Annotated in this window: 20 protein-coding genes, 1 tRNA gene and 1 riboswitch; of the genes, 11 read left to right on the forward strand and 10 right to left on the reverse strand. The window is 42.9% G+C overall.

The window, feature by feature from the left end; genetic code table 11:
- The first annotated feature begins 104 nt into the window (after positions 1 to 104).
- A riboswitch (Fluoride riboswitch) is annotated at positions 105 to 169 on the forward strand.
- 216 nt (positions 170 to 385) lie between these two features.
- Both AC1RM2_RS16505 and AC1RM2_RS16510 read left to right on the forward strand, forming a co-directional pair.
- On the forward strand, positions 386 to 1,774 hold the full coding sequence (locus AC1RM2_RS16505; RefSeq protein WP_492986289.1) for a voltage-gated chloride channel family protein: 1,389 nt from the start codon (positions 386 to 388) through the stop codon (positions 1,772 to 1,774).
- A gap of 2 nt (positions 1,775 to 1,776) precedes the next feature.
- Positions 1,777 to 2,187, forward strand: coding sequence for a hypothetical protein (locus tag AC1RM2_RS16510; protein WP_492986290.1), 411 nt, complete (start codon positions 1,777 to 1,779; stop codon positions 2,185 to 2,187).
- 316 nt (positions 2,188 to 2,503) lie between these two features.
- Here the strand turns inward: AC1RM2_RS16510 and AC1RM2_RS16515 are convergent, their stop codons facing one another.
- Positions 2,504 to 5,086 carry an OstA-like protein gene (locus AC1RM2_RS16515; protein WP_492986291.1) on the reverse strand — a complete coding sequence of 861 codons (2,583 nt, stop codon included), beginning with the start codon at positions 5,084 to 5,086 and terminating at the stop codon, positions 2,504 to 2,506.
- Positions 5,087 to 5,137: 51 nt separating this feature from the next.
- On the opposite strand from AC1RM2_RS16515, the gene tilS reads away from it, so the two are divergent.
- Together tilS and AC1RM2_RS16525 are read left to right on the forward strand one after the other, a co-directional pair.
- Complete coding sequence (tilS, locus tag AC1RM2_RS16520; RefSeq protein WP_492986292.1) at positions 5,138 to 6,475, forward strand: tRNA lysidine(34) synthetase TilS; 1,338 nt, start codon at positions 5,138 to 5,140, stop codon at positions 6,473 to 6,475.
- Positions 6,472 to 6,954: a hypothetical protein gene (locus tag AC1RM2_RS16525; RefSeq protein WP_492986293.1), complete on the forward strand. Its 483-nt coding sequence runs from the start codon at positions 6,472 to 6,474 to the stop codon at positions 6,952 to 6,954. The genes tilS and AC1RM2_RS16525 overlap by 4 nt, the downstream gene beginning before the upstream one ends.
- Before the next feature lie 119 nt (positions 6,955 to 7,073).
- On the opposite strand, the gene AC1RM2_RS16530 is transcribed toward AC1RM2_RS16525, so the two are convergent.
- Both AC1RM2_RS16530 and AC1RM2_RS16535 read right to left on the reverse strand, forming a co-directional pair.
- Positions 7,074 to 7,763, reverse strand: coding sequence for a CPBP family intramembrane glutamic endopeptidase (locus tag AC1RM2_RS16530; RefSeq protein WP_492986294.1), 690 nt, complete (start codon positions 7,761 to 7,763; stop codon positions 7,074 to 7,076).
- 192 nt (positions 7,764 to 7,955) lie between these two features.
- The gene (locus AC1RM2_RS16535) at positions 7,956 to 8,840 is read right to left on the reverse strand and encodes a LysR substrate-binding domain-containing protein (RefSeq protein WP_492986295.1); all 885 of its coding nucleotides are present in this window, start codon (positions 8,838 to 8,840) and stop codon (positions 7,956 to 7,958) included.
- Positions 8,841 to 8,983: 143 nt separating this feature from the next.
- On the opposite strand from AC1RM2_RS16535, the gene AC1RM2_RS16540 reads away from it, so the two are divergent.
- Positions 8,984 to 10,222 carry an MFS transporter gene (locus AC1RM2_RS16540; protein ID WP_492986296.1) on the forward strand — a complete coding sequence of 413 codons (1,239 nt, stop codon included), beginning with the start codon at positions 8,984 to 8,986 and terminating at the stop codon, positions 10,220 to 10,222.
- 71 nt (positions 10,223 to 10,293) lie between these two features.
- Here AC1RM2_RS16540 and AC1RM2_RS16545 read toward each other — a convergent pair whose 3' ends face one another.
- Together AC1RM2_RS16545 and AC1RM2_RS16550 are read right to left on the reverse strand one after the other, a co-directional pair.
- On the reverse strand, positions 10,294 to 11,256 hold the full coding sequence (locus AC1RM2_RS16545; protein ID WP_492986297.1) for an isopenicillin N synthase family dioxygenase: 963 nt from the start codon (positions 11,254 to 11,256) through the stop codon (positions 10,294 to 10,296).
- Positions 11,257 to 11,854: 598 nt separating this feature from the next.
- Positions 11,855 to 12,991: an acyltransferase family protein gene (locus AC1RM2_RS16550; RefSeq protein ID WP_492986298.1), complete on the reverse strand. Its 1,137-nt coding sequence runs from the start codon at positions 12,989 to 12,991 to the stop codon at positions 11,855 to 11,857.
- 685 nt (positions 12,992 to 13,676) lie between these two features.
- On the opposite strand from AC1RM2_RS16550, the gene AC1RM2_RS16555 reads away from it, so the two are divergent.
- Positions 13,677 to 15,188, forward strand: a complete 1,512-nt coding sequence (locus tag AC1RM2_RS16555; RefSeq protein WP_492986299.1) for a WG repeat-containing protein — start codon at positions 13,677 to 13,679, stop codon at positions 15,186 to 15,188.
- A 234-nt stretch (positions 15,189 to 15,422) separates the two neighbouring features.
- Here AC1RM2_RS16555 and AC1RM2_RS16560 read toward each other — a convergent pair whose 3' ends face one another.
- From AC1RM2_RS16560 to AC1RM2_RS16570, 3 genes are all read right to left on the reverse strand, one after another.
- Positions 15,423 to 16,325: a VOC family protein gene (locus AC1RM2_RS16560; RefSeq protein WP_492986300.1), complete on the reverse strand. Its 903-nt coding sequence runs from the start codon at positions 16,323 to 16,325 to the stop codon at positions 15,423 to 15,425.
- 337 nt (positions 16,326 to 16,662) lie between these two features.
- Positions 16,663 to 17,085, reverse strand: a complete 423-nt coding sequence (locus AC1RM2_RS16565) for a hypothetical protein (RefSeq protein ID WP_492986301.1) — start codon at positions 17,083 to 17,085, stop codon at positions 16,663 to 16,665.
- A complete protein-coding gene (locus AC1RM2_RS16570; protein WP_492986302.1) occupies positions 17,082 to 17,639 on the reverse strand; it encodes an RNA polymerase sigma factor in 558 nt (185 codons plus the stop codon). The genes AC1RM2_RS16565 and AC1RM2_RS16570 overlap by 4 nt, the downstream gene beginning before the upstream one ends.
- 114 nt (positions 17,640 to 17,753) lie before the next feature.
- On the opposite strand from AC1RM2_RS16570, the gene AC1RM2_RS16575 reads away from it, so the two are divergent.
- Together AC1RM2_RS16575 and AC1RM2_RS16580 are read left to right on the forward strand one after the other, a co-directional pair.
- On the forward strand, positions 17,754 to 18,098 hold the full coding sequence (locus AC1RM2_RS16575; protein WP_492986303.1) for a hypothetical protein: 345 nt from the start codon (positions 17,754 to 17,756) through the stop codon (positions 18,096 to 18,098).
- A gap of 105 nt (positions 18,099 to 18,203) precedes the next feature.
- Positions 18,204 to 20,636, forward strand: coding sequence for an outer membrane beta-barrel family protein (locus AC1RM2_RS16580; protein WP_492986304.1), 2,433 nt, complete (start codon positions 18,204 to 18,206; stop codon positions 20,634 to 20,636).
- A 117-nt stretch (positions 20,637 to 20,753) separates the two neighbouring features.
- On the opposite strand, the gene AC1RM2_RS16585 is transcribed toward AC1RM2_RS16580, so the two are convergent.
- Positions 20,754 to 20,826, reverse strand: a tRNA-Met gene (locus AC1RM2_RS16585).
- Positions 20,827 to 20,982: 156 nt separating this feature from the next.
- Complete coding sequence (locus AC1RM2_RS16590; RefSeq protein WP_492986305.1) at positions 20,983 to 21,600, reverse strand: C40 family peptidase; 618 nt, start codon at positions 21,598 to 21,600, stop codon at positions 20,983 to 20,985.
- A 240-nt stretch (positions 21,601 to 21,840) separates the two neighbouring features.
- Here AC1RM2_RS16590 and AC1RM2_RS16595 point away from each other — a divergent pair, with 240 nt between their 5' ends.
- From AC1RM2_RS16595 to AC1RM2_RS16605, 3 genes are all read left to right on the forward strand, one after another.
- Positions 21,841 to 22,437 carry a TlpA family protein disulfide reductase gene (locus AC1RM2_RS16595; RefSeq protein WP_492986306.1) on the forward strand — a complete coding sequence of 199 codons (597 nt, stop codon included), beginning with the start codon at positions 21,841 to 21,843 and terminating at the stop codon, positions 22,435 to 22,437.
- Between the two features lie 10 nt (positions 22,438 to 22,447).
- On the forward strand, positions 22,448 to 24,001 hold the full coding sequence (locus AC1RM2_RS16600; RefSeq protein WP_492986307.1) for a PAS domain-containing protein: 1,554 nt from the start codon (positions 22,448 to 22,450) through the stop codon (positions 23,999 to 24,001).
- A gap of 384 nt (positions 24,002 to 24,385) precedes the next feature.
- Positions 24,386 to 25,210: a M57 family metalloprotease gene (locus AC1RM2_RS16605; RefSeq protein WP_492986308.1), complete on the forward strand. Its 825-nt coding sequence runs from the start codon at positions 24,386 to 24,388 to the stop codon at positions 25,208 to 25,210.
- The last annotated feature ends 31 nt before the right edge of the window (positions 25,211 to 25,241 follow it).

Consider the following 25,241-nt stretch of genomic DNA (forward strand, 5'->3'; position numbering starts at 1 on the left):
GAAAATCGCCAGGCGATTAATTGAGAATAAAAGTACTTTGATATACAAAGTTAGTTAAATTAATCTAAAAGCCACATCCTTTTTAAATGCTTTGTGATTATATTTGTTGCAAAGGAAATGGTGTCTTCCTACTCAACCGCCCTAAAAAGCTGATGGCACCTGCATTAATTAACCCGTGGAGTAATATTCCGCGCTAATTTTTTGTAGGTGAAAAAATTTCCGATCAAACCCGTTTCAAAAAACATATCACCGCCCGGCACGGCGGGTATCCCCTTTCTGTCACTTATCAGCGTATCAACCGGTAAGCATCAATGCTTTTATGGTGTTGTTTTGCTGCATCGTTTACAATCCATCAATTTTAAAACTAAATTAGCGTCGCAATAAAATGAACGATAACATTCTTACGTCCGATTTTTTTTCGATAGTGAAAAACCTGCTCAGGTGGACACTGCTCATCATCCCCATTGCCGTAGCTATAGGCAGCATGGTAGCCTTGTTTTTATGGCTGCTAAGCTGGGCCACGCATTTCAGGTTTGCCCATACTTACCTTTTATATTTACTGCCCGTTGCCGGGGTGGGCATCCATTTTATATATAAGCTGGCCGGCAAGTCGTCGGAAAAAGGAAACAACCTTATTATCGACGAGATCCATCAGCCCGATTGCGGCGTACCCAAACGTATGGCGCCAGTGGTATTGCTTACCACCGTGATTACCCATTTATTTGGTGGATCGGCCGGGCGCGAGGGCACCGCGGTACAAATTGGCGGCAGCATAGCGCAGGCCTTTGCTAAATGGTTTAAGCTAAACCCTGCCGATACCCGCACCATACTTATTGCCGGCATAGCCGCGGGCTTTGGTGCTGTATTTGGCACACCTGTTACCGGGGCTATATTTGCAATGGAAGTTTTAACCATTGGGCGCATACAATATAATGCCCTGCTGCCCTGCCTGATGGCCAGCATAATTGGCGATATTACCGTTGCCGCCTGGGGCATTCACCATACAGCCTATCATATTGATGTGTTTGCAAACGTGCCACATTGGTATGCAACTTATACAGCCTTTGATTTTTTACTGCTTGGCAAAATCGTTTTAGCTTCGGTAGCCTTCGGCCTGGCCAGTTACCTGTTTGCTTACCTGGTACATGGGCTAAAATCTTTTTTTACAGCCATTGTTCCAAAACCCTGGCTTACCCCTGTACTTGGCGGCTTAATCATTATTGGCCTTACCACGCTTTTGGGCAAGCCTGACTACCTGGGCCTTGGTATCGACCCCGAACATGCAGGGGCAATTACCATACCATCGGCATTTAACGCCGGCGGGGCCGATACCTGGAGCTGGCTTTGGAAAACTATTTATACAACCGTTACCCTTTCAAGCGGCTTTAAAGGCGGCGAGGTAACGCCACTGTTCTATATCGGGGCAACCCTGGGCAACACGCTGTCCGTTTTAATGAATGCCCCGGCGGGCCTTTTTGCAGCGCTTGGCTTTATTGCGGTATTTGCAGGCGCAACCAATACCCCGCTGGCCTGTACCTTTATGGGGATTGAGCTTTTTGGCAGCCAGTATGCATTATTTTTTGCGGTGGCTTGTTTTACAGCCTATTTTTTTAGCGGGCACTCCGGCATTTACGGTTCGCAACGCATTGGGATTGCCAAAACACAAAGGCGCTATGCCGATGCCGCAACGCTGGCCGAGGCAGATAAGCGCAGGCGGGGATATATGCGGCAGAAACTGGCGAAGTATAGGTTAAAGGGGAACAGGAGTAATTGACGATGGAAGCCGAGCAGCAATTACCAAAGCATCTCCTTTCCATCGCGGTAAAAAGCGGAAACGAATTTGGATGGAGACAGGTGCATTTTATTGACGTGGTAAATGCTGCTGCAGAAAGTTCATTGGCTGTAATTGGCGGACAGGTACAATACCTTTTCCCGGACGGGACCTGCGAATTATATTGGCTGACTTATGATCCGGCATCTCAAGAAAGCGATGAGAACTGGCAGGGCTATAGCGAAAGGTCGGCAAATGAATGTATTGATAAATTTAATAATTTGATCCGGTCGGTTGATATTAAGTCCGAAGCAATACAGGCTTTTTCTTTTTTAAAACAGAAGAATGACGGCGGAATTGACATTGACGATTACAAAGTTTTCATAATTTATTTTGAAGCGATCTCGGCTTCTTAAGATTTAGGTGGAGACAGGCCCCCTCCAACGAAGCTTCGCGCAAAGACGTGCTAAGAAGAAAAATAAGAAAAAAAATTTGCGTTCACCATCTCTCCGGCTGCGCCGCATAGAGGGTCAGCCAGCGCAGCGTAGCCGGGGGTGAGTCGTAGCCTGCGTTCAATCGAATGTACCTGTGAAACCGTACCCATGACGTGTTCTATGTAGATTGTGTGGATCTGTCACTCTGAGCCTGTCGAAGAGTCGCGCGGAGAGGCCTTTGCCCACTATGGTTCGACAAGCTCACCATGACAGCCCTTTTTACCAAGTTATTGTCCCACTAATTCGCCACTGATTTTTTAACAGCGCTTTTAACCGAATCTTTACCCGTCTTCAGCGGCACGGCAGGTTTAGTTACCGCAGGAGCTTTAATGCTATCCTTGCTTGTTTTAAGCCCCTTTAGCTTCGTGGTATCGGCTTTTAGCAAGCTATCCTTCCCGGTTGTCAATTGCTTTTTTAAACTATCTGCAGGCGCACCTTTAACCAGCGCCGCGCCTTTTACATTAGCCGGCTTACCTTTCGCATTTGCCTTATTTCCGGCCGCCTTCGCCTGTGTTTTACGGCGAGATGGAATGATGGATTCTTTAGATACCGGCCTGTCTTTGGGCTTCCAGATAAAGCCCTTCAATATCTTATCATCATCAACCACCTTTTTCAGTGGCAGGTATTTGTTCTCGGGCTTGGTAAGCAACCGTATATTGGTAACCTTACTGTTTTTAAATGATATTACCATCCGGCTGCTTAATGATCGCTCAATCCCCTCAACCACGTTGGTGGCGCTATCCCGCTTAAAGTAAATGCTTTCGGCATTGCCCACGGTATACAACTTATCCATCTTATCGTTTTTAAAGAAACCACGCATTTTTTTGCCGCCCATCTGGTTAAAATGTAATGAATCGTCTTTCTCCAGGTTTACCACAAATGCCGACGGGAACAGTTCCATATTATCCATCTTTTTGTTCCGCATCTGCACGTAAATGGTATCGCCCGATAGCTGCGAACCTTGCGTCCAAAACATAGGCTGTACATAACAACGGATGGTTGAATCGGCATTGCTATAGAAAATCGAATCGGCCTTGCCCTGTAAATCCGATTTAAACAATTTGGCGTGGTGGTGGGCTATAACCATTCTCACCCGGGCGGTATCCTTCAAATTAATTTCGCGCTGGGCAAATACGGGGTCTCTCTTCAATTCCTCCCTGCGAACGCTGTCCTGCCTGGCTTTGCGTATAGCCGATAGCTTGTCTTTTTTTATCTGTGCCGAATCGACCTTTATTTTAGGATGACCGAAGAAGTCGCTATGGCGATAGGTAGTATCGCGCGGAATTGATAACCTTCGGGCAACCAATTTTTTATCATTTTTTTTATTTTCAATGATCTGTTTACGGGCAGCCGCTGATGTATCCCGAACATAGGAATAAGCCAGGCGTTGCTTTTCCTGGTATAGTTTCAGGTCTTTATAGGTCAATATCTGGGTTTCCAGCGTATCGGCAGTCATGAAAACCGAATCTACCTTCACCTTACCGGCTTTTGCGGTGTCTTTAGGCAACGGTAAGCTCTTTACGGCTTTACTGCCGGGTTTAATGGCAGCGGCTACCTGCGCCAGGTTATTCAGCTGTTTTTTGGCATCGTCCGGGTTGATATTTTTGACCTGTGCAGAGGCTTTCTTTATCGCCGAATCTATTTTAACCGAATCTTTTTTTGTCAGGTTTGGCTTTATTTGGGATGCCGTGTTTACCAGGTTGCCAACATTTTTTATTTGGTCTGGCGTAACTGTTTTATCGGGTACCGCCATTTTACGTACAGCGGAATCTAACCGGGCCGAATCCTTTTTTGAAACCAGCCCATTGGGTTTAATGCTGCCGGCCAGGTTTTCCATGTTGGTTATTTTCATGGTGTTTGGCGGGGCCTTCATCACCTTGCCTTTGTTTTTGGCAACAGGCGCCGGCGGCGGCACCGAATCTGTTTTGGTGGTATCCTTTTGTTCGGTAACCAAAACCATGTAAGCATTTTGGGTAACAATAGTACGTTCATCGGCCTTAAAATAGGTAGCCAAATCGCCCTTCATGGTTATTTTTTGCTCCCTATCGGTAAAGGTGATATTTTTAACCGCGCGGCCATATCCTTTTAGCTTATCATAAAACAAACTATCGCCCTTTAATGATTTGGTACCCTGTTTATAATGATTTTTTTTACCGAAAAAAGCCTGCTCGGTAACGGTATTATATAAGCCGTTTTCGGTGTACAAAGTATCTTTATCTTTTTTACCGTAAATATTGGTTGGCCCGTAAAAAAAAGCTGTACGGGTGCCCGTATTATATTTCATGGTATCGGTTTTAATAATGGCATCAACCGTAGTTAAAACCACATCATACCTGAAGTACGAATCGCGCGAGAGCGCAAAGTAATACCCGTTTTTACTGGTAAGTACGTTGTCTTTATTAATCAGCTTACCGCCGTTGGTATACGTACCAATACGGGTTGCAGTGTTGTAGGTTAAATAGTTGGTGGTAAGGGTAGCGTCCTTATCAACCATTTTAACATTGTTGGTTAGGATGGCTGTTTTGGTGTTGCCATTATAATTTAACTTGTCTGAGAAAATGTTGAGCGTATCGCCCTGGTTTATATTAACGTTGCTAAATGCATCAAAGGCATTCTCGGCCTGGTAAAAATAAGCGCTATCTGATTTCAGAATAGAATAGTCTTGCTTAAAAACCCCTTTATAAACCTTAATAACATCGCGGCCGTTAACTTTTGTAACTGTACTACTTTCTGATTGAATCAGGTTTACAATTGATTTTTTTTGGCCCATAACGGTAGCCGCCATCATCAATAACAAAAAGCTTAAAACGTATTTTCTCACTGGGGCAAAATTAGTTTTTTGTTGGGGTTATTAAATTAATAATTTTGATGAATGCTACCAGTTGCCCGGTTTGTTAATTTTATTGAACAAAATGCCCTGTTTGCGCCCGGCACTAAGGTTTTGGCTGCTGTAAGCGGTGGCACCGATTCTGTTTTAATGAGCCATCTGTTAAAGGCCGCCGGCATAAATTTCGGCATAGCCCATTGTAATTTCCAGTTACGTGGCGATGAAGCCCTGCGCGACCAGGAGTTTTGCAATAACCTGGCCCTAAAATTAAGGGTGCCATTTCATACCATCAATTTTGATACCACGGCCTATGCAGCCGCAAACAAAATATCTATCCAGATGGCCGCCCGCGATTTGCGCTACCAATGGTTTGATACCATAAGCCGGCAGCATGGCTACCAGTCCATTGCGTTGGCACACCACCAAAACGATACTATCGAAACTATATTGTTAAACCTTACCCGCGGCACCGGCATTGCCGGCTTGCATGGCATACTACCCAAAAACGGCATGCTGGCACGCCCGCTGTTGTTTTTAACGCGCGATGAAATAAATAAAACAGTAAGCGACGATAAACTTGATTTTGTTGAAGACAGCTCGAACGCATCAGCAAAATATGCCCGTAACAAAATCAGGCTCGAGGTGATACCCCGGTTAAAAGAACTTAACCCATCGCTCGAAAAAACGTTTGAAAATAACCTGAAACATTTTCGCGACCTGGAATTGCTGTTGGAAAACCAGGTTGCAGGGTTAAAAGAAACGATGCTACAACAGGACACCGATGAAATATTTTTGCTGGTTACCGAAGTTAAAAAATTAAAGCCCGCCCGTTTGCTGCTGTTTAAGTTATTACAGCAATACGGATTTAACGAAACTACCGTTGATGATGTGCTGTCGGTTTTGGATAAGCACTCCGGCAGGGTATTTGAATCAGCAGGATATTTGCTGGTGCTTGACCGCGACAGGCTGATCATCAAACAAAAAAAAGCAGGCGGGCCGGAGGAGGTAATCATCGACGTAAACGATCATGAAGCCCATTTTGGCACGTACAAGCTGAATTTGTTGCATGACGATAGCCCGCTGATTGTAAAGGATAACAAAATGGCTACCTCGGTTGATGCTGTTTTGCTGGTGTATCCGCTTACTATACGCAATTGGCGCGAGGGCGATTACTTTTTTCCGATGGGGATGAAAGGCCGTAAAAAGCTGAGCGATTATTTCATTAACCAGAAATTGTCGCTGCATCAAAAAGAGGAAGTGCCCTTGTTGGTAAACGGCAATGGCGACATCATCTGGGTGGGCGGATACCGCTTAGATGAAAGGTATAAAGTAAACAATAACACTAAAAAAGTTACTATCTTCGAATTGTACAAACTATCATGAACGAGAAAGCTGTATTTGTAGAAAAGCAATACCTGGGCAGGGAGTTTATCCCCATTACCATACGCCTTGTTTTGGCCATGTTTTGCTTTGCCGCGTACTTTTTTACCGACGAAAGCGAACATAACGGCAACCTGCTGGTGCTGGTTGGTTTCGCCATCATTATCATCTCCATTATCATGGGGTTTTTACTCCATTACAGTACAACCGTGGAGAATAAGAGCATCCGCCTGGCCGGTTTGTGGACTGCCCGCGTGGTAAAAATTGATCTTAACAGCATTATAAAGGCCGAAAAGGGCTTATACAGCCGCTACCTGTTTAATAACCCGGTATACAACCTGCACACCAAAGGCACCATTCGCTTTTACGCAGCCGGCAACGATGCAGTGCATTTAACCGATAGGGATGGTATGGTATACATCATAGGATCGCAGCATGTAAATGAATTTTTGCGGGCTATAAGGGAAGAGATGAAAAAGTAGGCACACTAATTTTCACAGATTGTATCGAATTTCACGAATTTTAGTCACACGAATAGGAACGAATTTATTCGAATTGCACAAATTTTAAAGCGGGATCCAGGATTGCTTAGCGTTCTATGCTAATGTTTGATGAGGCTTGTTATAAACATTGCGTTCAAATCTATCAGCAAATGGCAAATAATAAGTATTTTAATGTTGCGGTATTTGTAATAATGATAGCCAAAAACCAAACCTATAAATAAAGGCACCAATATATTTATTAAAGTACCATAACCCCAATGACCCGCGGCAAATATTACCGACGATATAATTACCGGAGAGTGCCCGCTTTTAAAAAACAGCTTTAGCCGGGGTATCATATAGCCCCTGAATATCAATTCTTCTAAAACGCCCGCGGTAATAATGCCCAACAACTTTACCGGGGCGCCCATGTTTCGCATTAATGTAATAGCCGGGCTGAATTTTAACAGATCGAGCCGTTTTAACGTGAGGCCTATAATGGCCGATCCGAATACGATGATTAGTAAAATTACAATTACAGATAAAATGTAATAACCAGCCGAATAGCGCTCATCATCCCACAACAGGAGGCGCTGCCGCTCGGCTTTGCTGACATATACTAAGATAATTACAAAACACAGCCAAAAAAATAAGCGGGATATAACGAACCTGGTTTCTAACGGCAAGCCCGGGCCGGCTAAAATTGAAAAAACTTTTGACCCTACCGAGAAGCACAGAAATAAAACAGCACTTAATATAAGACCATAAATTATGGTAACACGCGGGTTTTTCGTGGCGAACTGTGTCATCGGGGCGTTAGGCTTGTTTTATCAATTATACTAAAAATAATTGATAATTGGGGGCAGGCAAGGGCTTAAGATCAGGGCAAACGCATCTAAATTGGGTTAACATAACTTAACACATTTTAGGCATTTAATTTATAATTATATGATAATGAATAATTTGTATTTTTTTATGGTTAACATCAATTCGATGTACGGCTATTCCTCATTACCCATAACCTCCACCAATTGCTCAATAAATAGTATCGCGGCTTTTTTGCGGTAAACGCCTTTTTGCCACAGGATGTATGATTGCCTTTTGATGCCTTTGGCGATAATAGGCACCGCGGCCACTTTGTGCCAGCCTATTAAAGCTTTTTCGTTAAGTACGGTTGCCCAGTGGCCGTCTTGTATCAGCGATAGCAGCGAGTGCACATCGTTCAGCTCGATCCTGATATTGGGCACTATCTTGTTTTTATAAAACAGGGCGTTGATAAAGTCGCGCGAGCTAAAGCCTTTGCCGGGCAATATCAGTTCCTGCCGGGCCAGTTCTTCCAGGCTTATTTGTTCCAGTTTGGCCAGCGGGTTGTTTTTGGCAACTACCATCACAATGCTGCTGCTGAAAAGTACCTGCATCTCCAGGTCTTCATCGTCTGATTGATTGTGGAATGCCAGGATCATATCCAGCTCGGCCAGGCGCAGCTTTTTTTCCAGCTCTTCGGGGCTCCCGTAGGTTATAAATATTTTAATGCCGGGATATTTATTGGAAAATGGGGCCAGGGCCGGCAGCAGCAACGATGTAAAGGCGTAGGAAACGCCCAGGTTAAGTTCGCCGGTGGCGGCGTTATTGAGCTCGGTAATGGCCTGCTTTCCTTTTTGTACCTCGTTTAATATTTTGCTGGCGTGGGTTAAAAATATATGGCCGGCTTCGGTAATGCGTACATGGCGGCCAATCCTGTCAAACAGCAGCATACCCAACTCATCTTCCAGTTGTTTTATTTGTTGCGATAGCGTGCTCTGGGTAATAAATACAGCGGCAGCGGCTTCGGTGAAGTTCATCGTCTCGGCCGCTTTAACAAAATACTGCAATTGTCTTATTTCCATAATCAATCGTTTTTATCTATTAAATTCATTAAAACAATCTATTTTACAAATATATCATTAAGGCCGATATTTGCATCAGAAACAATTTCAATAGTCTTATATTAAGATCTCCCCTGAACTTGCTTTGTTTTATGATTAAATAAATGAACATTTTCCGCTCCTTAAAATACCGTAATTTCAAGCTGTTTTTTTACGGCCAATCCGTATCCCTTATTGGCACCTGGATGCAAAAAACAGCTGTTAGCTGGCTGGTTTACAGGCTCACCGGGTCGGCATTATTGCTCGGGATAGTTAGTTTTGTTAGCCTTATCCCCTCATTAATATTGGCACCTTATGCCGGCAGCATTGTAGATAGGCATAACCGCTACCGCATATTGGTTATTACGCAGGTAGTATCCATGTTGCAGGCGGGCGCGCTGGCCTTTTTAATATTATTTAAGTTTTATAATATCCCGGCTATAATCGGCCTAAGCCTGGTGCAGGGTATTATTAATGCCTTTGATGTAACCTGCCGCCAGTCTATCATGGTCGAGATGGTTGACAATAAGGCCGACCTGCCCAACGCCATCGCCTTAAACTCAACCATGACCAATTTTGCCCGTATAGCAGGGCCGGCCGTGGCAGGTATCATTTTAAGCACATTTGGCGAAGATGTTTGTTTCTTCGGCAACTTTTTAAGCTATATACCGGTGCTGGCCTGTTTGTTTATGATGAAGCTGAACACCGCCGTAATTGGCAAATCACAAAAAGGTATCTGGCAGGAGTTGCAGGATGGGTTCAAATACGTATCCGGCGACCGCGACCTGAGCAGCCTGATATTGATGCTTACCGTAAGCAGCCTGTTTGTGATACCCTTTAATACCTTGATGCCTATTTTTGCCAAAGACATTTTTAACGGCGATGCTAAAACGTTTAGCTGGTTTGAGAGCGCCGCGGGCATTGGGTCGGTTATCAGCGCTGTTTACCTGGCCAATTTAAAAACAGATAAAAACCTGGTCAGGATAATTATAGTAGCCGGCCTTATTTTTGGCTCAAGCGTGCTGATGGTGGCCTATGCCGGCAAATTGCCCTTTGCGCTAATATTTATGAGCTTTACCGGTTTGGGGATGATGGCACAAACATCGGCCATTAACACCTACATCCAAACACATGCCATACCTGCCATGCGTGCCAGGGCCATCAGCTATTATGTAATGGCCTACCAGGGAATGATACCCGTGGGCAGCCTGATGGTGGGCTGGCTGGCCAATGAACTTGGCCCAAGGCAAGCGGTTTTTATTGAAGGCGCAATTGGCCTGTTGGCAACCGGTGTTTTTGTTTTGTATAAAAGAAGGCAAGGGATTGAAGGGAATATTGGCGGAAAGGCTATGCTGGCGAAGTAACTATAGCCTCAAAATAAATTATAAAGGAGTAAAAAAGCCCTTTCCTGATTGGAGAGGGCTTTTTTCATGTTTTACATCTTCAATCCAATCTCTCTCAACCGCTCGTCCAGGTATTCGCCTGCAGTGATATCGGTATATAGTTTGGGGTGATCGGCATCAATACACGATTCCAGGCTGGTTAAATCCATCCCCGATTTTGGGTGCAGGAAAAAGGGCACCGAAAACCGGGAATACTTCATCAGTTCGCGCGGCGGATTTACTACCCTATGCGTGGTAGATTTCAATTTGTTATTGGTTAGTCGCTGCAGCATGTCGCCTACGTTTACCACCAAATCCTCGCCATGAGCCTTAACCGGGAACCAGGCTCCTTCGCGGGTAAGCAGTTCGAGCCCATCGGCACTGGCGCCTATTAAAAGCGTAATCAGGTTAATATCCTCATGCGCACCGGCGCGTACCGCGTCGTCAGGAACAGAATCGGGATCGATAATCGGGAAATAATGCAGGGTACGCAATATCGAGTTGCCGTTGTGTACTTTATCGTCAAAATAATTTTCGGGCAGGTTTAAATACATCGCAATAGCCTGCAGCAGGTGCTTGCCGGCATCCTCCAGCTTTTTATAAACCTCCAGGGTAGTAACGTTAAATGAGGGTAGCTCATCAACCGCTACGTTGTCCGGGTAAATATCTTTAATAGGGTCGCCGTCTGTTACGGTTTGGCCTATTTGCCAAAACTCCTTTAAATCGGGAGTTTTAAAGCCTTTAGCGGTTTCTTTACCTTTGCCGGTATAGCCTCGCTGGCCTGCCAGGCCGGGTATCTCATATTTTTGCTTTACATCATCGGGTAGCGCAAAAAGGGCTTTAACCTGCGCATAAAGCTCGTCTATCAACTGCTTGCTTAGGCCATGGTTGGTAATGGTAACAAAGCCTGTTTGGTTAAAGGCCGCACCAATACTGTCCGAAAATTGCTTGCGGTCGGCAGCCGTGCCGTTTATATAATCGTTAAGATCAAGTCGTGGAATGTTTACTGTGCTCATAGCTGTAGCGTAATGGTAATAAAAGGTAAAACTATTTAATTTTTAAGAGAGCATTTGCAAAGTGTTGATAAAAAGTTGCTTGTAGGCTGGCAGGGTAGGCATAGTCGTAAAATTTCGCGAAATTTTGAAGGGGAATGACATATATCGCATGGTGGCGAATACTCACCCGGCGACCCCGATTTTATCGGGGCGCCACCCTCTCTTCACCTGCGATGGAAAGAGGGTTTGTATGGATAATTGTTTGATAATGAGTTTTGTTTTATATGGACTTAAATTCCAAAACCCTCTTTGCGGCGCAGCCAGAGAGAGGGTCGGCCAGCGCAGCGTAGCCGGGGTGAATCGTAGCCGACATGCGAAATACGTTGTTGTCGTTTCATTAGAAGCATAAAAACATTAGTAAACCCAATTTATACAGACGCCAAGAAGTAAAGAAAAAGAAATGCTTTGCGTTTTACCGTCTTTGTGCGAAATGGATATTTTTTAATTTGAATTACATGCAAACATTAACTGCAGGTAGTGTACCACCCCTACCAAGGCGTACCACCCCATACTGGTACACTCTCTTTGTTGATTATTCAAAATGTAAAGCCCGGTTTTATTACGCTGCCTTTTTTACCAAAAAACGTTTCCTCAGCCATTCGCGAACAGGCTCGTCATAGAGTTTAAGGCAGGCGTAGGCAATAGCAATGCTACTAATCAATACCAGGGAGCCTATGCAAAGGCTGTAGCCCATGGGTACTTTATTATCAATAACCCAGGCGGTGTACCAGTAAATTAAAGGGTAGTGGGTTATATAAATGGGATAAGAAATATCGCCAAAAAACTTGCACACTTTGGTGGCTGTTTTGCCGGTAAGCTCGCCGCCGGCGCCAATGGCAACAATAAGCGGGAACATGATAATAATCACAAAGGCTTCGTATAAACCATTCATCCAAAGCTGCCCGGTACCGCCAATTCTGGGGATAGCCAGTACAATAAAAACGAGTATGCTGCATACCGCGAACGCACTTTTAATGTGGATAAGCTTTCCTAAGCGCGAAAGCAGAACCCCGGCGAAAAACGGGTAGAGCAACCGTATAAAGCCTATGCTCATTTGCTGTTTATTGATGCTCCAGCCACCTATAACATCGCCCTGCGGCCCTGTTACCAGGTAGTTGATAAGTAAGCCGGCAAATATGGCCACAAATATGGCAAGCACCGTTTTTGAAAAGTGGCGCACAATTACCGCGTACAAAATATTGGCTATGTACTCAAAAAACAGCGACCAGGCCGGGCCATCAAGCGGGTGCATTTCCTGCCATCCGCGTATATCCATCGAGATTGGCAGCGGGATAAGCGTAAAGCCAACCACCATAACCAGCAGCATTTTCCAAACAGGTGTTGCGCTTATAAGCGGGAACACCGTAGGCGATGCCTGCAAATAAAAAAATATGGCCCCAATAATACTGCCCATGATAACCATTGGCTGCAACCGGATAAGCCTGCGTTTATAAAAATCCCACTGGCCCATTTTTCCCCAACGGTCATCATAAGCATAAGCAACAACAAAGCCCGAAAGCAGGAAAAAGAAATCGACAGCCAGGTAGCCGTGGTTAATGATCTGGGCAAAGCGGCTGCCACCATTATTGGCCTCCAAAACGTGGAAGGTTACCACTAACAGGGCGGCTACACCGCGCAGTCCGTCTAAAATTTTATAATGGCTTTTTGATTCGAGGTACGCAGGAGTTTGGGTCATTAGTTTAAGCGTGTTAAGGGTTTTGTTTGGCTTTGGCCGTGCCAACGCGGCACGAATTATAAATATGCTTTATTTTATTGAGATACAAGAAGAAATGTAATGTTATAACCGGTTTAATGAACAGGGGAAACCCTATGCGTTTTTGTGACGCAATGATAGGTAAAAGTTTTAAATTTTTGATCTGATGATGGGCGACTAATCAAATTGTCGCTAACGGGTTATTTGGGCTAAAGCCCCTATGCTTCCAATTTATGCTTATCCGCCCCTTAAAAGGGATGGCAATGAACTAAACCGTTCATTGCCGTTTGGCTTCAGCCAACGGGCTATAATCCAACAGAAAGAGGGCTTTAGCCCAAATTCGCGGATGTAAACCGGATTTTCCCCTCGTCGCGTAATTTCTGCAAAGTGATTTTGCTTTTGACCTGCAGCATACTTATGACCTCCGTTCCCGAAATTCATTTATCTTCTTTGACGGCGGGTGCTTTATCAGCCCGACGAGCTACCAACCAGAACAAATTTTGATTGCTGGTGTCTTATTTCGTTTGATATATTTGAGTAAAAATAGTGGTCAAACATCGGTGTTATGAAATTTTGTTCCTTTTTTGCAGCTATCCTAATTTCAGAAACTTTGCAGCGGCGTTATAAACTTCAGTTCAATAACCTTATCGGTTGTGTTTTAGGGTTTATGTTAATAACTAACGGCTTGCCATCCTTTGCACAAAAATTTAAGGCGGATAAATACGGCTATGTGGCCGCTCCTGAATTTCGCGAACTTATAAAGCAACGAAATTATCAACTCGTTTCTGCGTTTGACTCCTTGTCTTTTCAACAAGAAATTAAAGTTCTTGCTATTGTAATGAAAGATGATAAGCCATACTGCCTCGATCTGGATGGTAATGAGTTTCCATATAATGATATAGCAAACATAATAGCAACGCGTGAACGATGGCTGCGAAAGCCTTACCAGGATGCCGAAAGAAAGTATCATGAGTTAACATCCAACATAGATGATCGATATCAAAAAAACAACGCCGGCGACCTGTATGGATTAATCAAAAAATCAGACAATAAGGTTATATTACAACCTGATTATCAATGGATAAAAAGTTATTTGGCCAATTTTATTCTTTTAAAAAAAGAAAGCAAATATGGTGTTGCGGATACTTTGGGGCATGTTTTTATAACCCCCAAATACGATTATATCGAGGCCTGTATGGTGGATACCAATGGGATTGATTTGTTTATTGTCAATAAAGGCAGTCTTGTAACCATCTTAAACAGGAAAGGAGAAGAGATGTTCCCGCCAATGAGCGGCAAGGTTTTTCCCTTTATGGTTGATGGAGTACTGAACATCCAGGCATCTGTAGGTGGTGAACGCCGCTTTGGATTGTTGAGCAAGGAGGGCAAGATTATTCTTGAGCCATATTGCCGCGATTTTTATAATATACCTAACACAAACTATTTAAGAACAGAGACTGACCCGGCCAATAAAATGGGATTGGTTAATAAGCAGGGCAACATAATTCTTCAGCCAATTTATGACGAGGTAGGCATCTCTATTACTTGTGGCTTTATTTTCTTTGGCAAAGATGGAATGCGGGGGCTGGTAGATAGCCGGACAGGTAAGATTGCTGTTGCCCTTTTTTATAATAAGTTGGAAGTTGATCCTAACAACCAGGTAATCATCTGCGCATTGAAACAAAAAAGTGATAGGCCCTTTAGTGAATATAAATACGGGCTTATTGATTATAACAACAAAATACGAGTGCCGGTGCAGTTTGATGATTTCATCAAAGCAGGAAAGCACTACCTTGGGAAAAAAGATGGCAAATATTTTTTGGTGGAGAAGTCGGGTAAAATATTGCACGAATTCAAATATAGTTACATGCAATATGTAAACGACAATTTCATCGCTATGAATAAAGACGGGCGCTATGGAGTAATAGATATAGCCGATAAAATCAAGATACCCTTCGAGTATTTAAGAATTGAGCCAACCGGTGGTTACTATTTCGCCGCTGGGAATGGGATCTACAATTTGGAAAATGAGTTGGTAATTAATGGTAATGCTTCGTCTATTACTTTTACCAACAACTTGCCGCTAAGAAAAGCAGGCATTGTTGTTCTTCGGCAAGGTTTTGCAGAGTTATTTAAAGATAGGTACGGCAACAATTACACCCCAAAAAAGAGCAGATAAGCATTGAGCCAGGTTCTTGTCCGGGAAGAATAAACTTTGCCTTTCCTTGCTAAATAACACACAAAATTTCAAAAAGCCCCAAGTCTTTCAACCTGGGGCTTCCATTTTCATAATAGCGGCCATCCAAACTCAACCCGAATTATTTTGTCCGTTTTACCGGCTTTGCCTTTTCAGACCATAACAGGGCAAATTACTCACGCGGCACCTACAGATAAGCCTGGTAAGGACAATTCATCACTCACCATTATAGGCTTGCTGCAGGGTTGCGACTTGAACTTTCTTCATCGTCATAAAAGTTTCTGTAACCCGCGCAATTTGTTCAGGGCTGCCGTTTTTGAGCGCATCGAACATGACGGTAGAGGCCACCTGCCACGATACGCCGAATTTGTCTTTTAACCAGCCGCATTGCCCGGCTTCGCCATCAGCTGAAAGTGCCGACCAATAGTAGTCAATCTCTTCCTGGGTTTCACAAGGGATTAATAACGACACAGCATCGTTAAAATTGAAACCATGCGGATGCGCGCTATCCATAGCGGCCAGCCAGGTTTTATCAATATAATAATCGGCAAATAAGAGTGTGCCTGCTTTATCCGGGCCCATATCTTCCGGGCGCAATGCTGTGGTACCGCGTTTGCTATCTTTAAATACCGAGCAGTAAAAGTCGATTGCTTCATTGGCTTTACCTGCAACTGGTGGGGTAAACAACAGCGAAGGGACTATTACAGGCCTTTCTTCGCCGGTCGGCTCGGTTAGCATCAGTTGCCAGGATACGCCATATTTATCTTCAACCCAGCCATAACGTTTGCTGAAAGGGTAGCTATCCAATGGCATCATTATTTTGCCGTTTTCGATAAGTTTATTCCAGATTTCGTCGATATGTTTGTCAGCCTCCGGGTTGCGCGAGGGATCAAAATTGACCATAAATGAAATGGACGGATTGATACCAAGTTTGTGCCCGGCACTGATGCCGAAGAACGACTGGCCTGCAATAGTAAATTCTACTACTTCACATTCGCCACCGGGCATTGGGAAGTGATTGGCATAATTGACGGCCGAATCGGGCATGAACGATGCGTAAAATTCAGCCGCTTGTTTTGCATCCTGGTCGAACCAGAGGTGTGGTTTGATGGGTAACATAGGTAAATAATTTTGGTGTGATAAAACGTTAAAATTTGCCGGCATTAATTTTTTTAATGGCAGCTGTTAACTATCTCAAAATTAAATGATTTTTTGTTGCCAGGGCATAGGCATCCGTGACAATTTGGGGGGTGTATTGCGACAGAATTTAACGCGTGATTGGCCTGTTAAACTACATCAAACCCAGTATTTTTCATTCAGGCTATTTAACAAACGCTAAGCAAGGAGCAAAAAAAATCGGATAAATCTTGATTTTTCAAGCTTGCCCGATTTCGATATGGGAAACATCACCCGAATCCGCGCCTTAATGTTATGAACCTGGACGGGATTATCACTTTTAGTTTTTTATGATCTTTTCTTTTACCAGTTTTTGATCGCCAAACAGTATTCCTAAAAACAGTATTGCGCCTAAAATAACAATCCATTTAAATTTAAAGGCAACTGAAAAAAGCTGGTTGCTTGCATCGGAATTAACAAATGCCAGCAATTCATAAAAAGCCGCGAAACCAGTTGCCAATACAACTAAAGACACCAAATAAAATTGAATGTCTTTTTTCCGGTTGATTTGTGCCTGTAAACGTGCTTTAACTTTTGAAGCAAAATTATATGGCAAACCCTCTTTGGGTTCTTCTTTCAATTTTTCAAACAACAGCTGGTACTGCCCCAGGTTTGTTTGTTCATCTGCCGATAACGAATCGCCGGGTAATTTTAGGTCACCATCCAGCAACCGTTGTATTTCTTCGTCATTTAGCTCTTTCATATTGGCTCATTTTTGGTGTCTTTTTCTATTTTTTCCTTCAACAGTTTTCGCGCCCTGAACAAATTGCTCTTTATGGTACCTTCGGGCGTGCCGGTAATCTGCTCTATTTCCTGTACCGAAAATTCATTTAAGTGATACAATGTTAGTACTGTTCGGTAGGCCAGCGGCATTTGAGCTATCAGTTGGTTAATATATTCGGAAATGTTCTTTTTCGTTAAAACCTGCTCAGGAGTTTCATTGGTAAAGTAATAGCTGTCTAAATTTTCCGGGTAATCGTTCTGTCGTTGGTTTTTATATTTTTTTGTGTAATCGATGGCAGTTAAATAAGCAATACGGGCTATCCAGGTAGAAAGCTTCGACTCAAACTTAAATTTGGGCAGGCTATGGTGTACCTTAATAAAAACTTCCTGGCAAATATCCTCCTTATCCTGCAAATCCTGTACAATGCGGTTAGTTACAAAGAATACCAGTTTTTCATATTCTTTTACCAATAGCTCAAAGGCGCGGAAATCTCCCTTAATTATCCTGGATATAACTTCCCTTTCATTTAACATATTACAGTAGTCAGCCGGCGGCGCAAAACGGTTGCAAAAAATAATAAAAAATAATTGCAACCGATTATCTTATTTTGCTGACTACTGTATCAAATCATTTAAAATAACAACATCATGAAACAGTTACTTCCCTTTATCATCCTCATAGTGTTTTTCATCATATTAGCAGTTTTGATTGTTGCTCTGTTTAATTACAGGCTTAAGAACAGGATACTGGATGCCGGGCCGCTGAATGAAAGCTCGGTTAAATTTTTAGCACAGCTCTCGGGCTTTGGTACCGAATCATTAAAGTGGGGCATCATCCTGTTTTTTGCCGGCTTTGGCTTGGTAACCATGCAATACATTCCCTACAGCGCCGAAGATTCGCCCCTGCCATACGGTGTCGAAACCATCTTTATATCCGCTGGGTTCCTGACTTATTATTTAGCCATTCAAAGAAAAAAAGGCAGCCAGCAATAAGTCCGGCTAACACATCCAATTAATTTTTCACATCCCTTAAAAGCGCGTTACAGCCCTTAATGGATAACTACATCCCATATTTTCTACCATTAAAATTTTATCACAATGAAAACTAAACTTAATTCCATCTGCATAGTATTAATTATCAGCGCATTATTAATGTTCAATAAAGCTGCGCTGGCGCAATCGACCCCGGGAGCGTATCGCTTATCCGGTAAAATAATTGATTCTGTTAGTCATGAGCCGTTGTCATTTATCACCGTTAGGTTAAAAGATGAAAAAGGCGAGCCGGTGCGGGCTATGGTAACAAAAGATAGCGGCCTGTTTGTTTTTTCGGCATTGCAAAAAATGCGTTACCATATAACCATAGTGGCTGTAGGCTATCGGCAAAAAGCCATTGTTGTTGATCTGGCTAAAAATACCAGCCTGGGCAACATTTACCTTGCAGCACAAGTTACCTCGTTAAAAGAAGTGGCGATTACTGCCGACAGGCCCATCATTAATCAAAAGGCCGATAGGGTTGTTTATGACCTGAAGGCTGATCCGGAAAGCAAAGGGAGTAGTGTTTTAGGCATGATGCATAAAATTCCCTTTATCTCGTTAGATGGCAGCGACAATATTTTGCTAAAAGGAAATTCCAGTTATAAGGTACTCATTAATGGCAAATCCTCAAGCATGGTGAATGGCAACCTGACAGCCATACTCAGAAGTATGCCTGCTTCTACCATCCGGAAAATTGAGGTGATAACCATACCTCCGGCTAAATACGATGCCGAAGGCCTGGCCGGGATTATTAATATCGTCACCGATAAAAAAGTGAACGATGGCTATAACGGAACACTGAATGTGAATGAAAGCGGGCCGGTTGGCGGTCCGGGAGTTGGCGGTTCATTTACTGCTAAAATGGGCAAATTTGGTGTGTCGGCATTCGGTGGGGCAAGTATATATAATTCACCGCAAACCAGTTTTTCCAACAGCAGGACAAGTTCAGGTGAATCAGCCGGGGATTTGCAACAGGAGGGTTTCAGTAAATCAAATAATAAAAATGCCTATTTCGGCACACAGTTAAGTTATGAAATCGACTCGCTTAAACTCATCTCAGGTCAGTTCAATATCAATGGGAACCGTTCAAACGGTAGCAGCAGCCTTTCTTCTGCTTTAAATGGGGCGAATATTGCGCCACAGCATTATGACCTTTTGAATAACAATACTGGCACATCCTACGGTATTGATGCGGCGCTTAATTACCAGTTGGGCTTTAAAGCTGTAAAGAACCGCTTCCTTACATTTTCTTATCAATACAGTACAAACCCCAGCGATCAAAATACTGATATCAGCTTTTTAAACCAGGTTAACCAGGCAGCATCAAACTACAAACAATATGATCACGAAAAATTCAGGGAGCAAACCGTTCAGGTGGATTTTGAGACACCGGTAAAAATGGTAAATATGGAAGCCGGAGTAAAAGCTATATTCAGAAACAATGCAAGCGATTTCAGATATAACTCATTAAACCCCGCCGACGGCGAGTTTGAATTGAACCCATCGTTGTCAGATTTGTATACCAACACTCAAAATGTTTACAGCGCGTACAACTCTTACCAGGTATCACTAAAAAGCTGGAACATTAGCGCCGGGGTACGGCTTGAGCAAACTATGATACGGGCCGATTTCATTTCATCCGGATCGGTTGCCGATCAAAATTACCTGAACGTTGTTCCGTCATTTGCAGTAAGCAAAAATTTCAAGAACGAGAGCAGTGTCAATTTCGGTTTTTCTCAACGGATAAGAAGGCCGGGAATAAACAGGCTCAATCCATATATCGATCGCTCTAACCCAAACATTGAATCAACCGGCAATCCAAACCTTCGCCCAGTGGTGTTAAATGATATACAGGCGGGTTATAGCAGCAACAAAAAACTGTCGGTAAATATCGGGCTGGATTATTCGTTCATGAACAATCTCGATCTTAAAGTCACTCATTTTAACAATGCAACGCAGGTAACCAGCACCACTTATGCCAATGTGGGCAAGGCCCAAAGCCTGGGTGCCAACTTTAACATGGGTTACCCGGTAAGCAAATGGTATAATGTGAATTTAAACGGCAACCTGATGTACCTGTGGCTATCTGGCCCCAATGATGGCGTTATTAGCCATAACAACCGTTACATCTATTTCCTTGCTTTATCCAACGCCTTCCAGGTTGGTAACGGCTGGCGCATCAATGCTGATATGAATGTAATAAGCCGAAACCCTAACGGCTTGCAGGGTACCTCAAACGGGATGGTAAGTACGGCATTTGGAGTGAATAAAGAGTTGATTAAAAACAATCTGGGTTTTGCTGCGGGGATCAAAAATCCATTCACCAAATACCGCAACAATCAAAATCAGACCTTTGGCCCCAACTTTTCACAATACAGCACCGGCAGGGAATATTTCCGGTCCTTTAACATCAGCCTGAACTATAATTTTGGAGGTTTGCGGGATGGTATCAAAAAGAGCAAAAACGAGATCAGGAATGATGACCTGTCGAATTGAAAAAGGGAGAGCCCAAACGAACATTCGCCTTTGAGCAGGTTGCACCTAAAAGGGTGATTATTGCCGCGATTTTTAAATAATAAAAAAGCCTTTAGTTTTCACTAAAGGCTTTTGATGTAGCGGGAGCAGGACTCGAACCTACGACCTTCGGGTTATGAGCCCGACGAGCTACCAACTGCTCCATCCCGCACTGTTTTGATGGGCTGCAAAGGTATGATAACTTTTGACATTGAGGATGAAATTCAACGATAATAACCCCGGGTGTTTGTATTTGGCTCGTTTTGAGGTTGTTAATTATTCTGAAAAATGCCGTAGTGGATGCTTACACGTGGCAATAGCCGCAAGCCTAACGCGAAGCAGTTTCAGGATAAGTATTGGCCTGGTTATTATCAGAAAATACGCGGATTGTACGCATATAACGGCCCATATAATAATCATTCATGGTTGTGAGGGTTACACCATTTGCCTCGCCCGATGTGGAGTGGATAAACTGGATTGGTTCGCCGGGCATAGATACAATGATGCCGATATGGCCGGCCCTGCGTGTATGTTTTTTGGTGCCTGTAAATAATATCAGGTCGCCAAATTTGGCATCTTTTAAATCAACCCCACCCTGAACGTCGGTAAAGTCGATCGAACTCCTGGGGATAGAAATGCCGAAATGATTGAATACATAGTTAACAAAGCCCGAGCAGTCAAACCCTTTTTCGGGATTAGTTGATCCAAACCGGTACCGGATGCCTTGCAGCGATTTTGCAAAAGTTATCAATTCCTCGGGGCTGGCACATCCCGTTGAAATGGCTGTATCAATAACAGGCCTGGTATATGCACTAAAATGTTTATGCCTTTTTGCAGATTTTGTTGTCTTATGATTTTTGCGAACAGCGCGGCGTGTTGCATGCGCAGGGCCATTGGCCGAAATAAGGAAAAATAAGAGGGTAAGGGTTCCCAGATAAAATCGCATCCGTAATGATAGGAAAAAAAACTGTTTTTATCTTTTTTTTGTAAAATTTTTCGAGGTTAAGGAAACTGAAGAATCTCTGACCTGGTCAAAGAAAGTATTCTTATTGTATTTTTCCGGATATTGGAAATACTGTATAGGCAAGGGCCTTTCTTACCCGGTTCCCTATTTATAAATATAGGCCACATACCATATCTTATTATAAATAAGTAACTTTTAAGCGGCTCTTACGTAAAAAACAGGATGAAAAAGCTGATGGTGGCTATTTGGTTAATTTTTTTATTTGGCGCGGCCGCGGCTTTATTTTGGTACAATGAATTTGTTTACCAATTACCAACCCCGGTGCCCAAAAACTATACACCGGTTTACCAGGGTCAGTTTGTTAGCTTAGGGGGGCAATTAAAAAAGGAAAATAAGCAACCTGTTTTCCTGCACTTTTTTAATCCGGATTGCGCGTGTTCCCGTTTTAACATAACTGTTTTCAAATCGCTGGTAAATCAATATAGCAGCCAGGTAAGGTTTGTGGTGGTAGTATTAAATAACGCCAGCTATACGGCCGGGCAAATTCAGGATAAACTGGGTTTAAATATTCCGGTTACATTTGATCAATCCATTGCTAAGGCTTGCGGCGTATATTCAACCCCACAGGCGGTGTTGCTAAATTCGCAGCATGAATTATATTACCGGGGCAACTATAACCGGAGCAGGTACTGTACTGATGAAAAAACAAACTATGCAAAAATGGCTATAAAGGGATTATTAGGTGCGCAGCCTAAGCTGGCTTTTAACGAACTTGCGCTCAGAGCATACGGTTGCCGGCTGCCCAATTGCAATAAATGATTATTTAAGTATGTATAACCAACTTTCATTACCTGATCAGCCTGATGCACTCCTTTTTGGTGTAAAAGAACGATCAGATAAAATAATGAATTATTTTTTGGTCGCTTATTTCCTGGTAGGGCTTTTTTTAGCAACCTTTTACGATACCTGGCTCATTGCTATTGGGGTTGGGGGTATTTGCTTAGTTGCATACTATTCTACAAAATTACTTTTGCCGGGCTCAACACTGTATCAATATGTTTTAAGTGCTGTATTTGGTTTATTTATGGCACAATTTATTTACCAGATGCACGGGATGTTTGAAATGCATTTTTTTGCTTTCATTGGTTGCACAGCAATGATCACCTATCAAAACTGGAAACTTCAAATTCCTATACTTGTGGTGGTTGTTATTCACCATGGGCTATTCAGTTATCTTCAGGATGCCGGCCTCCCGGAGATATACTTTACCCAACTAAGCTATTTTGACCTTCGCACACTGGCGATACATATATTTTTGACTGCGGTTATCTCTTTTATTTGCGCATTATGGGCATTTCAACTAAAAAAGTATAACGAATTGCAAGTTGTTCAGAGCATAAAGATGGCAGAAATGCAAAAGGAAGTAGAGTTTTCGCTTGAGCGAAGGCAATTATCTGAAGAAAAAAACAGGATTTTGGAAAGCATAGGCGATGCTTTTTTTGCTGTAACCGATGATTGGATTGTTACTTATTGGAACAATACTGCAGAAAAGGTACTGAAAACGCCGAGGGATACCATTTTAGGGAAGAATTTATGGGAGGTATTTGAAAGCTCGGTAAATTCTGAATCATATAACAGGTACCATGAGGCAATGGCCCTGAAGCAATATGTGCACTTTGAAGACTATTTTACACCATTGGAAAAATGGTACGACATAAGCGCCTACCCGGCAGATAAAGGCCTCTCGGTATTTTTTAAAGATATCACCGAGCGTAAAATAGCAAACCTGCTGTTACTTGAATCTGAAAAAAGATACAGCGATTTATTTGATTTAAGTCCCTTGCCCAAATGGGTTGTGGATACAGAAACGCTGCGTTTTTTGGATGTAAATGCCGCTGCAATAAAAAAATATGGCTACAGCCGCAATGAATTTTTGTCGATGACGATAAAAGACATCAGGCCGCCGGAGGATATTGCAAAAGTGGAGGAACTCATAAAAGAGCCTATGGGTAATGATGGGCTGACTAAAAGGGGGACCTTTACCCATAAAAAGAAAGACGGCGAACTTATCCAGGTTGATATTCAGAGTAACTGCATGGATTATAGAGGTAAAAAAGCCAAGCTAATCATTGCCCATGATATTACCGACCAATTGAAACATATCATTGAAATAGAAAAGCAAAACAAAAAACTCAAAGAAATATCGTGGATCCAATCGCACATTATCAGGGCGCCGCTTGTGCGGATAATGGGCTTAATCCCCATCATAAAAAACCTGGCCCCCGATGATGCTGAAAGAGAAAAGGTATTGGAGTACCTGGCCTCGTCGGCAAATGAATTAGATGAAGTGATTAAAAATATAACCCAAAAAACAAGTAGTTAACTGGGAGGAGGCCCGAATATCGCGACTGGCCAAACCTCAGCAAAACAAATAAACAACTAAGTTAACGAGAGGCCATCCCGAAAGAGACAGGCCTTTTTTTAATTTATGGGTATTCGGAAAGCTGCATTTTATTACATGGTATGTAGTAGTAAATCCGCAAGTAACTATTGGGCTATACATTTAACCATCAGAAAAATAATTGCCATTTTTTGCTTTTTAGAAAAATATAAATTAATTTACGCTTAACTAAAAATTAAGATTGTAATTGTATACAATTAAACGAATAATATAATTACCCGATAAGTTATATTTTTTGAAATGCTGGCCAGCCGATTGTAGTTTTTAGGAAAACCTTACGAACATTAACATAACACACAAACACACATGAAAAACAAGGTATTATTAACAATTGGCCTTTGTGCCGGCGTCACTGCGTCCGTTCTGTTTTCTTGTACTAAAAATAACAGCCAGCCGGCAAAACAAACAACAGCAGTTTCGGCAGATGTATTAAAAAAAATAGGTGATCTGGGTTTCAGTACCGATGAAGTCAGAAAGCAGGGGGATAATTACCTGGTAGAAGGCGATATCCTTTTAACAGCAGCTAATTTATCAGAAGCAAGTACAAGCCCCAATTTAAGGATTGCCGAAAACGAGCAGTACCGAACCACCAACCTGGTTAAAAGCCTGCCCCGTACAATTACCGTATCGGTATCAAACCTGCCAACGGTTTACGCAACAGCAACAAGCAATGCGGTGGCACGTTACAATGCATTAAACCTTACTATTCATTTCCAGATTGTAAGCAGCGGCGGTAATATCCAGGTAATTGGTTTTAACGAAGGGCCAAGCGGGGGATACATTACCCTGGGCTCATCGGGCTTCCCAACATCAGCCGGCGATCCTTATAACCAAATTCAAATGAATACCAACGAGCAGGCTTATGGCGCTAATCCCGATGTAAATTACTTAACTTCGGTTTTGCAGCACGAGATAGGCCATTGCATTGGTTTCCGCCATACCGATTATATGAACCGCGCGTTTAGCTGCGGTGGCCGCCGCTCAAACGAAGGCAGTGCCGGTATAGGTGCCATTAACATTCCCGGTACACCAACAAAAGCCGATGCGGGCTCATGGATGCTGGCTTGTTCATCAGGTACCGACCGTACTTTTAATCCAAATGATGTAATAGCTTTAAATTATTTATACTAAAACATTTATCAAGTAATCGGGTACTATCTTA

It is taken from the genome of Mucilaginibacter sp. GW822-FHT03E02, from assembly GCF_058801545.1.

Coding starts and splice junctions, on each gene's coding strand:
- AC1RM2_RS16505 (WP_492986289.1), top strand. CDS start 386: ATGAACGATAACATTCTTACGTCCGATTTTTTTTCGATAGTGAAAAAC.
- AC1RM2_RS16510 (WP_492986290.1), top strand. CDS start 1,777: ATGGAAGCCGAGCAGCAATTACCAAAGCATCTCCTTTCCATCGCGGTA.
- tilS (WP_492986292.1), top strand. CDS start 5,138: ATGCTACCAGTTGCCCGGTTTGTTAATTTTATTGAACAAAATGCCCTG.
- AC1RM2_RS16525 (WP_492986293.1), top strand. CDS start 6,472: ATGAACGAGAAAGCTGTATTTGTAGAAAAGCAATACCTGGGCAGGGAG.
- AC1RM2_RS16530 (WP_492986294.1), bottom strand. CDS start 7,763: ATGACACAGTTCGCCACGAAAAACCCGCGTGTTACCATAATTTATGGT.
- AC1RM2_RS16535 (WP_492986295.1), bottom strand. CDS start 8,840: ATGGAAATAAGACAATTGCAGTATTTTGTTAAAGCGGCCGAGACGATG.
- AC1RM2_RS16540 (WP_492986296.1), top strand. CDS start 8,984: ATGAACATTTTCCGCTCCTTAAAATACCGTAATTTCAAGCTGTTTTTT.
- AC1RM2_RS16545 (WP_492986297.1), bottom strand. CDS start 11,256: ATGAGCACAGTAAACATTCCACGACTTGATCTTAACGATTATATAAAC.
- AC1RM2_RS16550 (WP_492986298.1), bottom strand. CDS start 12,991: ATGACCCAAACTCCTGCGTACCTCGAATCAAAAAGCCATTATAAAATT.
- AC1RM2_RS16555 (WP_492986299.1), top strand. CDS start 13,677: ATGTTAATAACTAACGGCTTGCCATCCTTTGCACAAAAATTTAAGGCG.
- AC1RM2_RS16560 (WP_492986300.1), bottom strand. CDS start 16,325: ATGTTACCCATCAAACCACACCTCTGGTTCGACCAGGATGCAAAACAA.
- AC1RM2_RS16565 (WP_492986301.1), bottom strand. CDS start 17,085: ATGAAAGAGCTAAATGACGAAGAAATACAACGGTTGCTGGATGGTGAC.
- AC1RM2_RS16570 (WP_492986302.1), bottom strand. CDS start 17,639: ATGTTAAATGAAAGGGAAGTTATATCCAGGATAATTAAGGGAGATTTC.
- AC1RM2_RS16575 (WP_492986303.1), top strand. CDS start 17,754: ATGAAACAGTTACTTCCCTTTATCATCCTCATAGTGTTTTTCATCATA.
- AC1RM2_RS16580 (WP_492986304.1), top strand. CDS start 18,204: ATGAAAACTAAACTTAATTCCATCTGCATAGTATTAATTATCAGCGCA.
- AC1RM2_RS16590 (WP_492986305.1), bottom strand. CDS start 21,600: ATGCGATTTTATCTGGGAACCCTTACCCTCTTATTTTTCCTTATTTCG.
- AC1RM2_RS16595 (WP_492986306.1), top strand. CDS start 21,841: ATGAAAAAGCTGATGGTGGCTATTTGGTTAATTTTTTTATTTGGCGCG.
- AC1RM2_RS16600 (WP_492986307.1), top strand. CDS start 22,448: ATGTATAACCAACTTTCATTACCTGATCAGCCTGATGCACTCCTTTTT.
- AC1RM2_RS16605 (WP_492986308.1), top strand. CDS start 24,386: ATGAAAAACAAGGTATTATTAACAATTGGCCTTTGTGCCGGCGTCACT.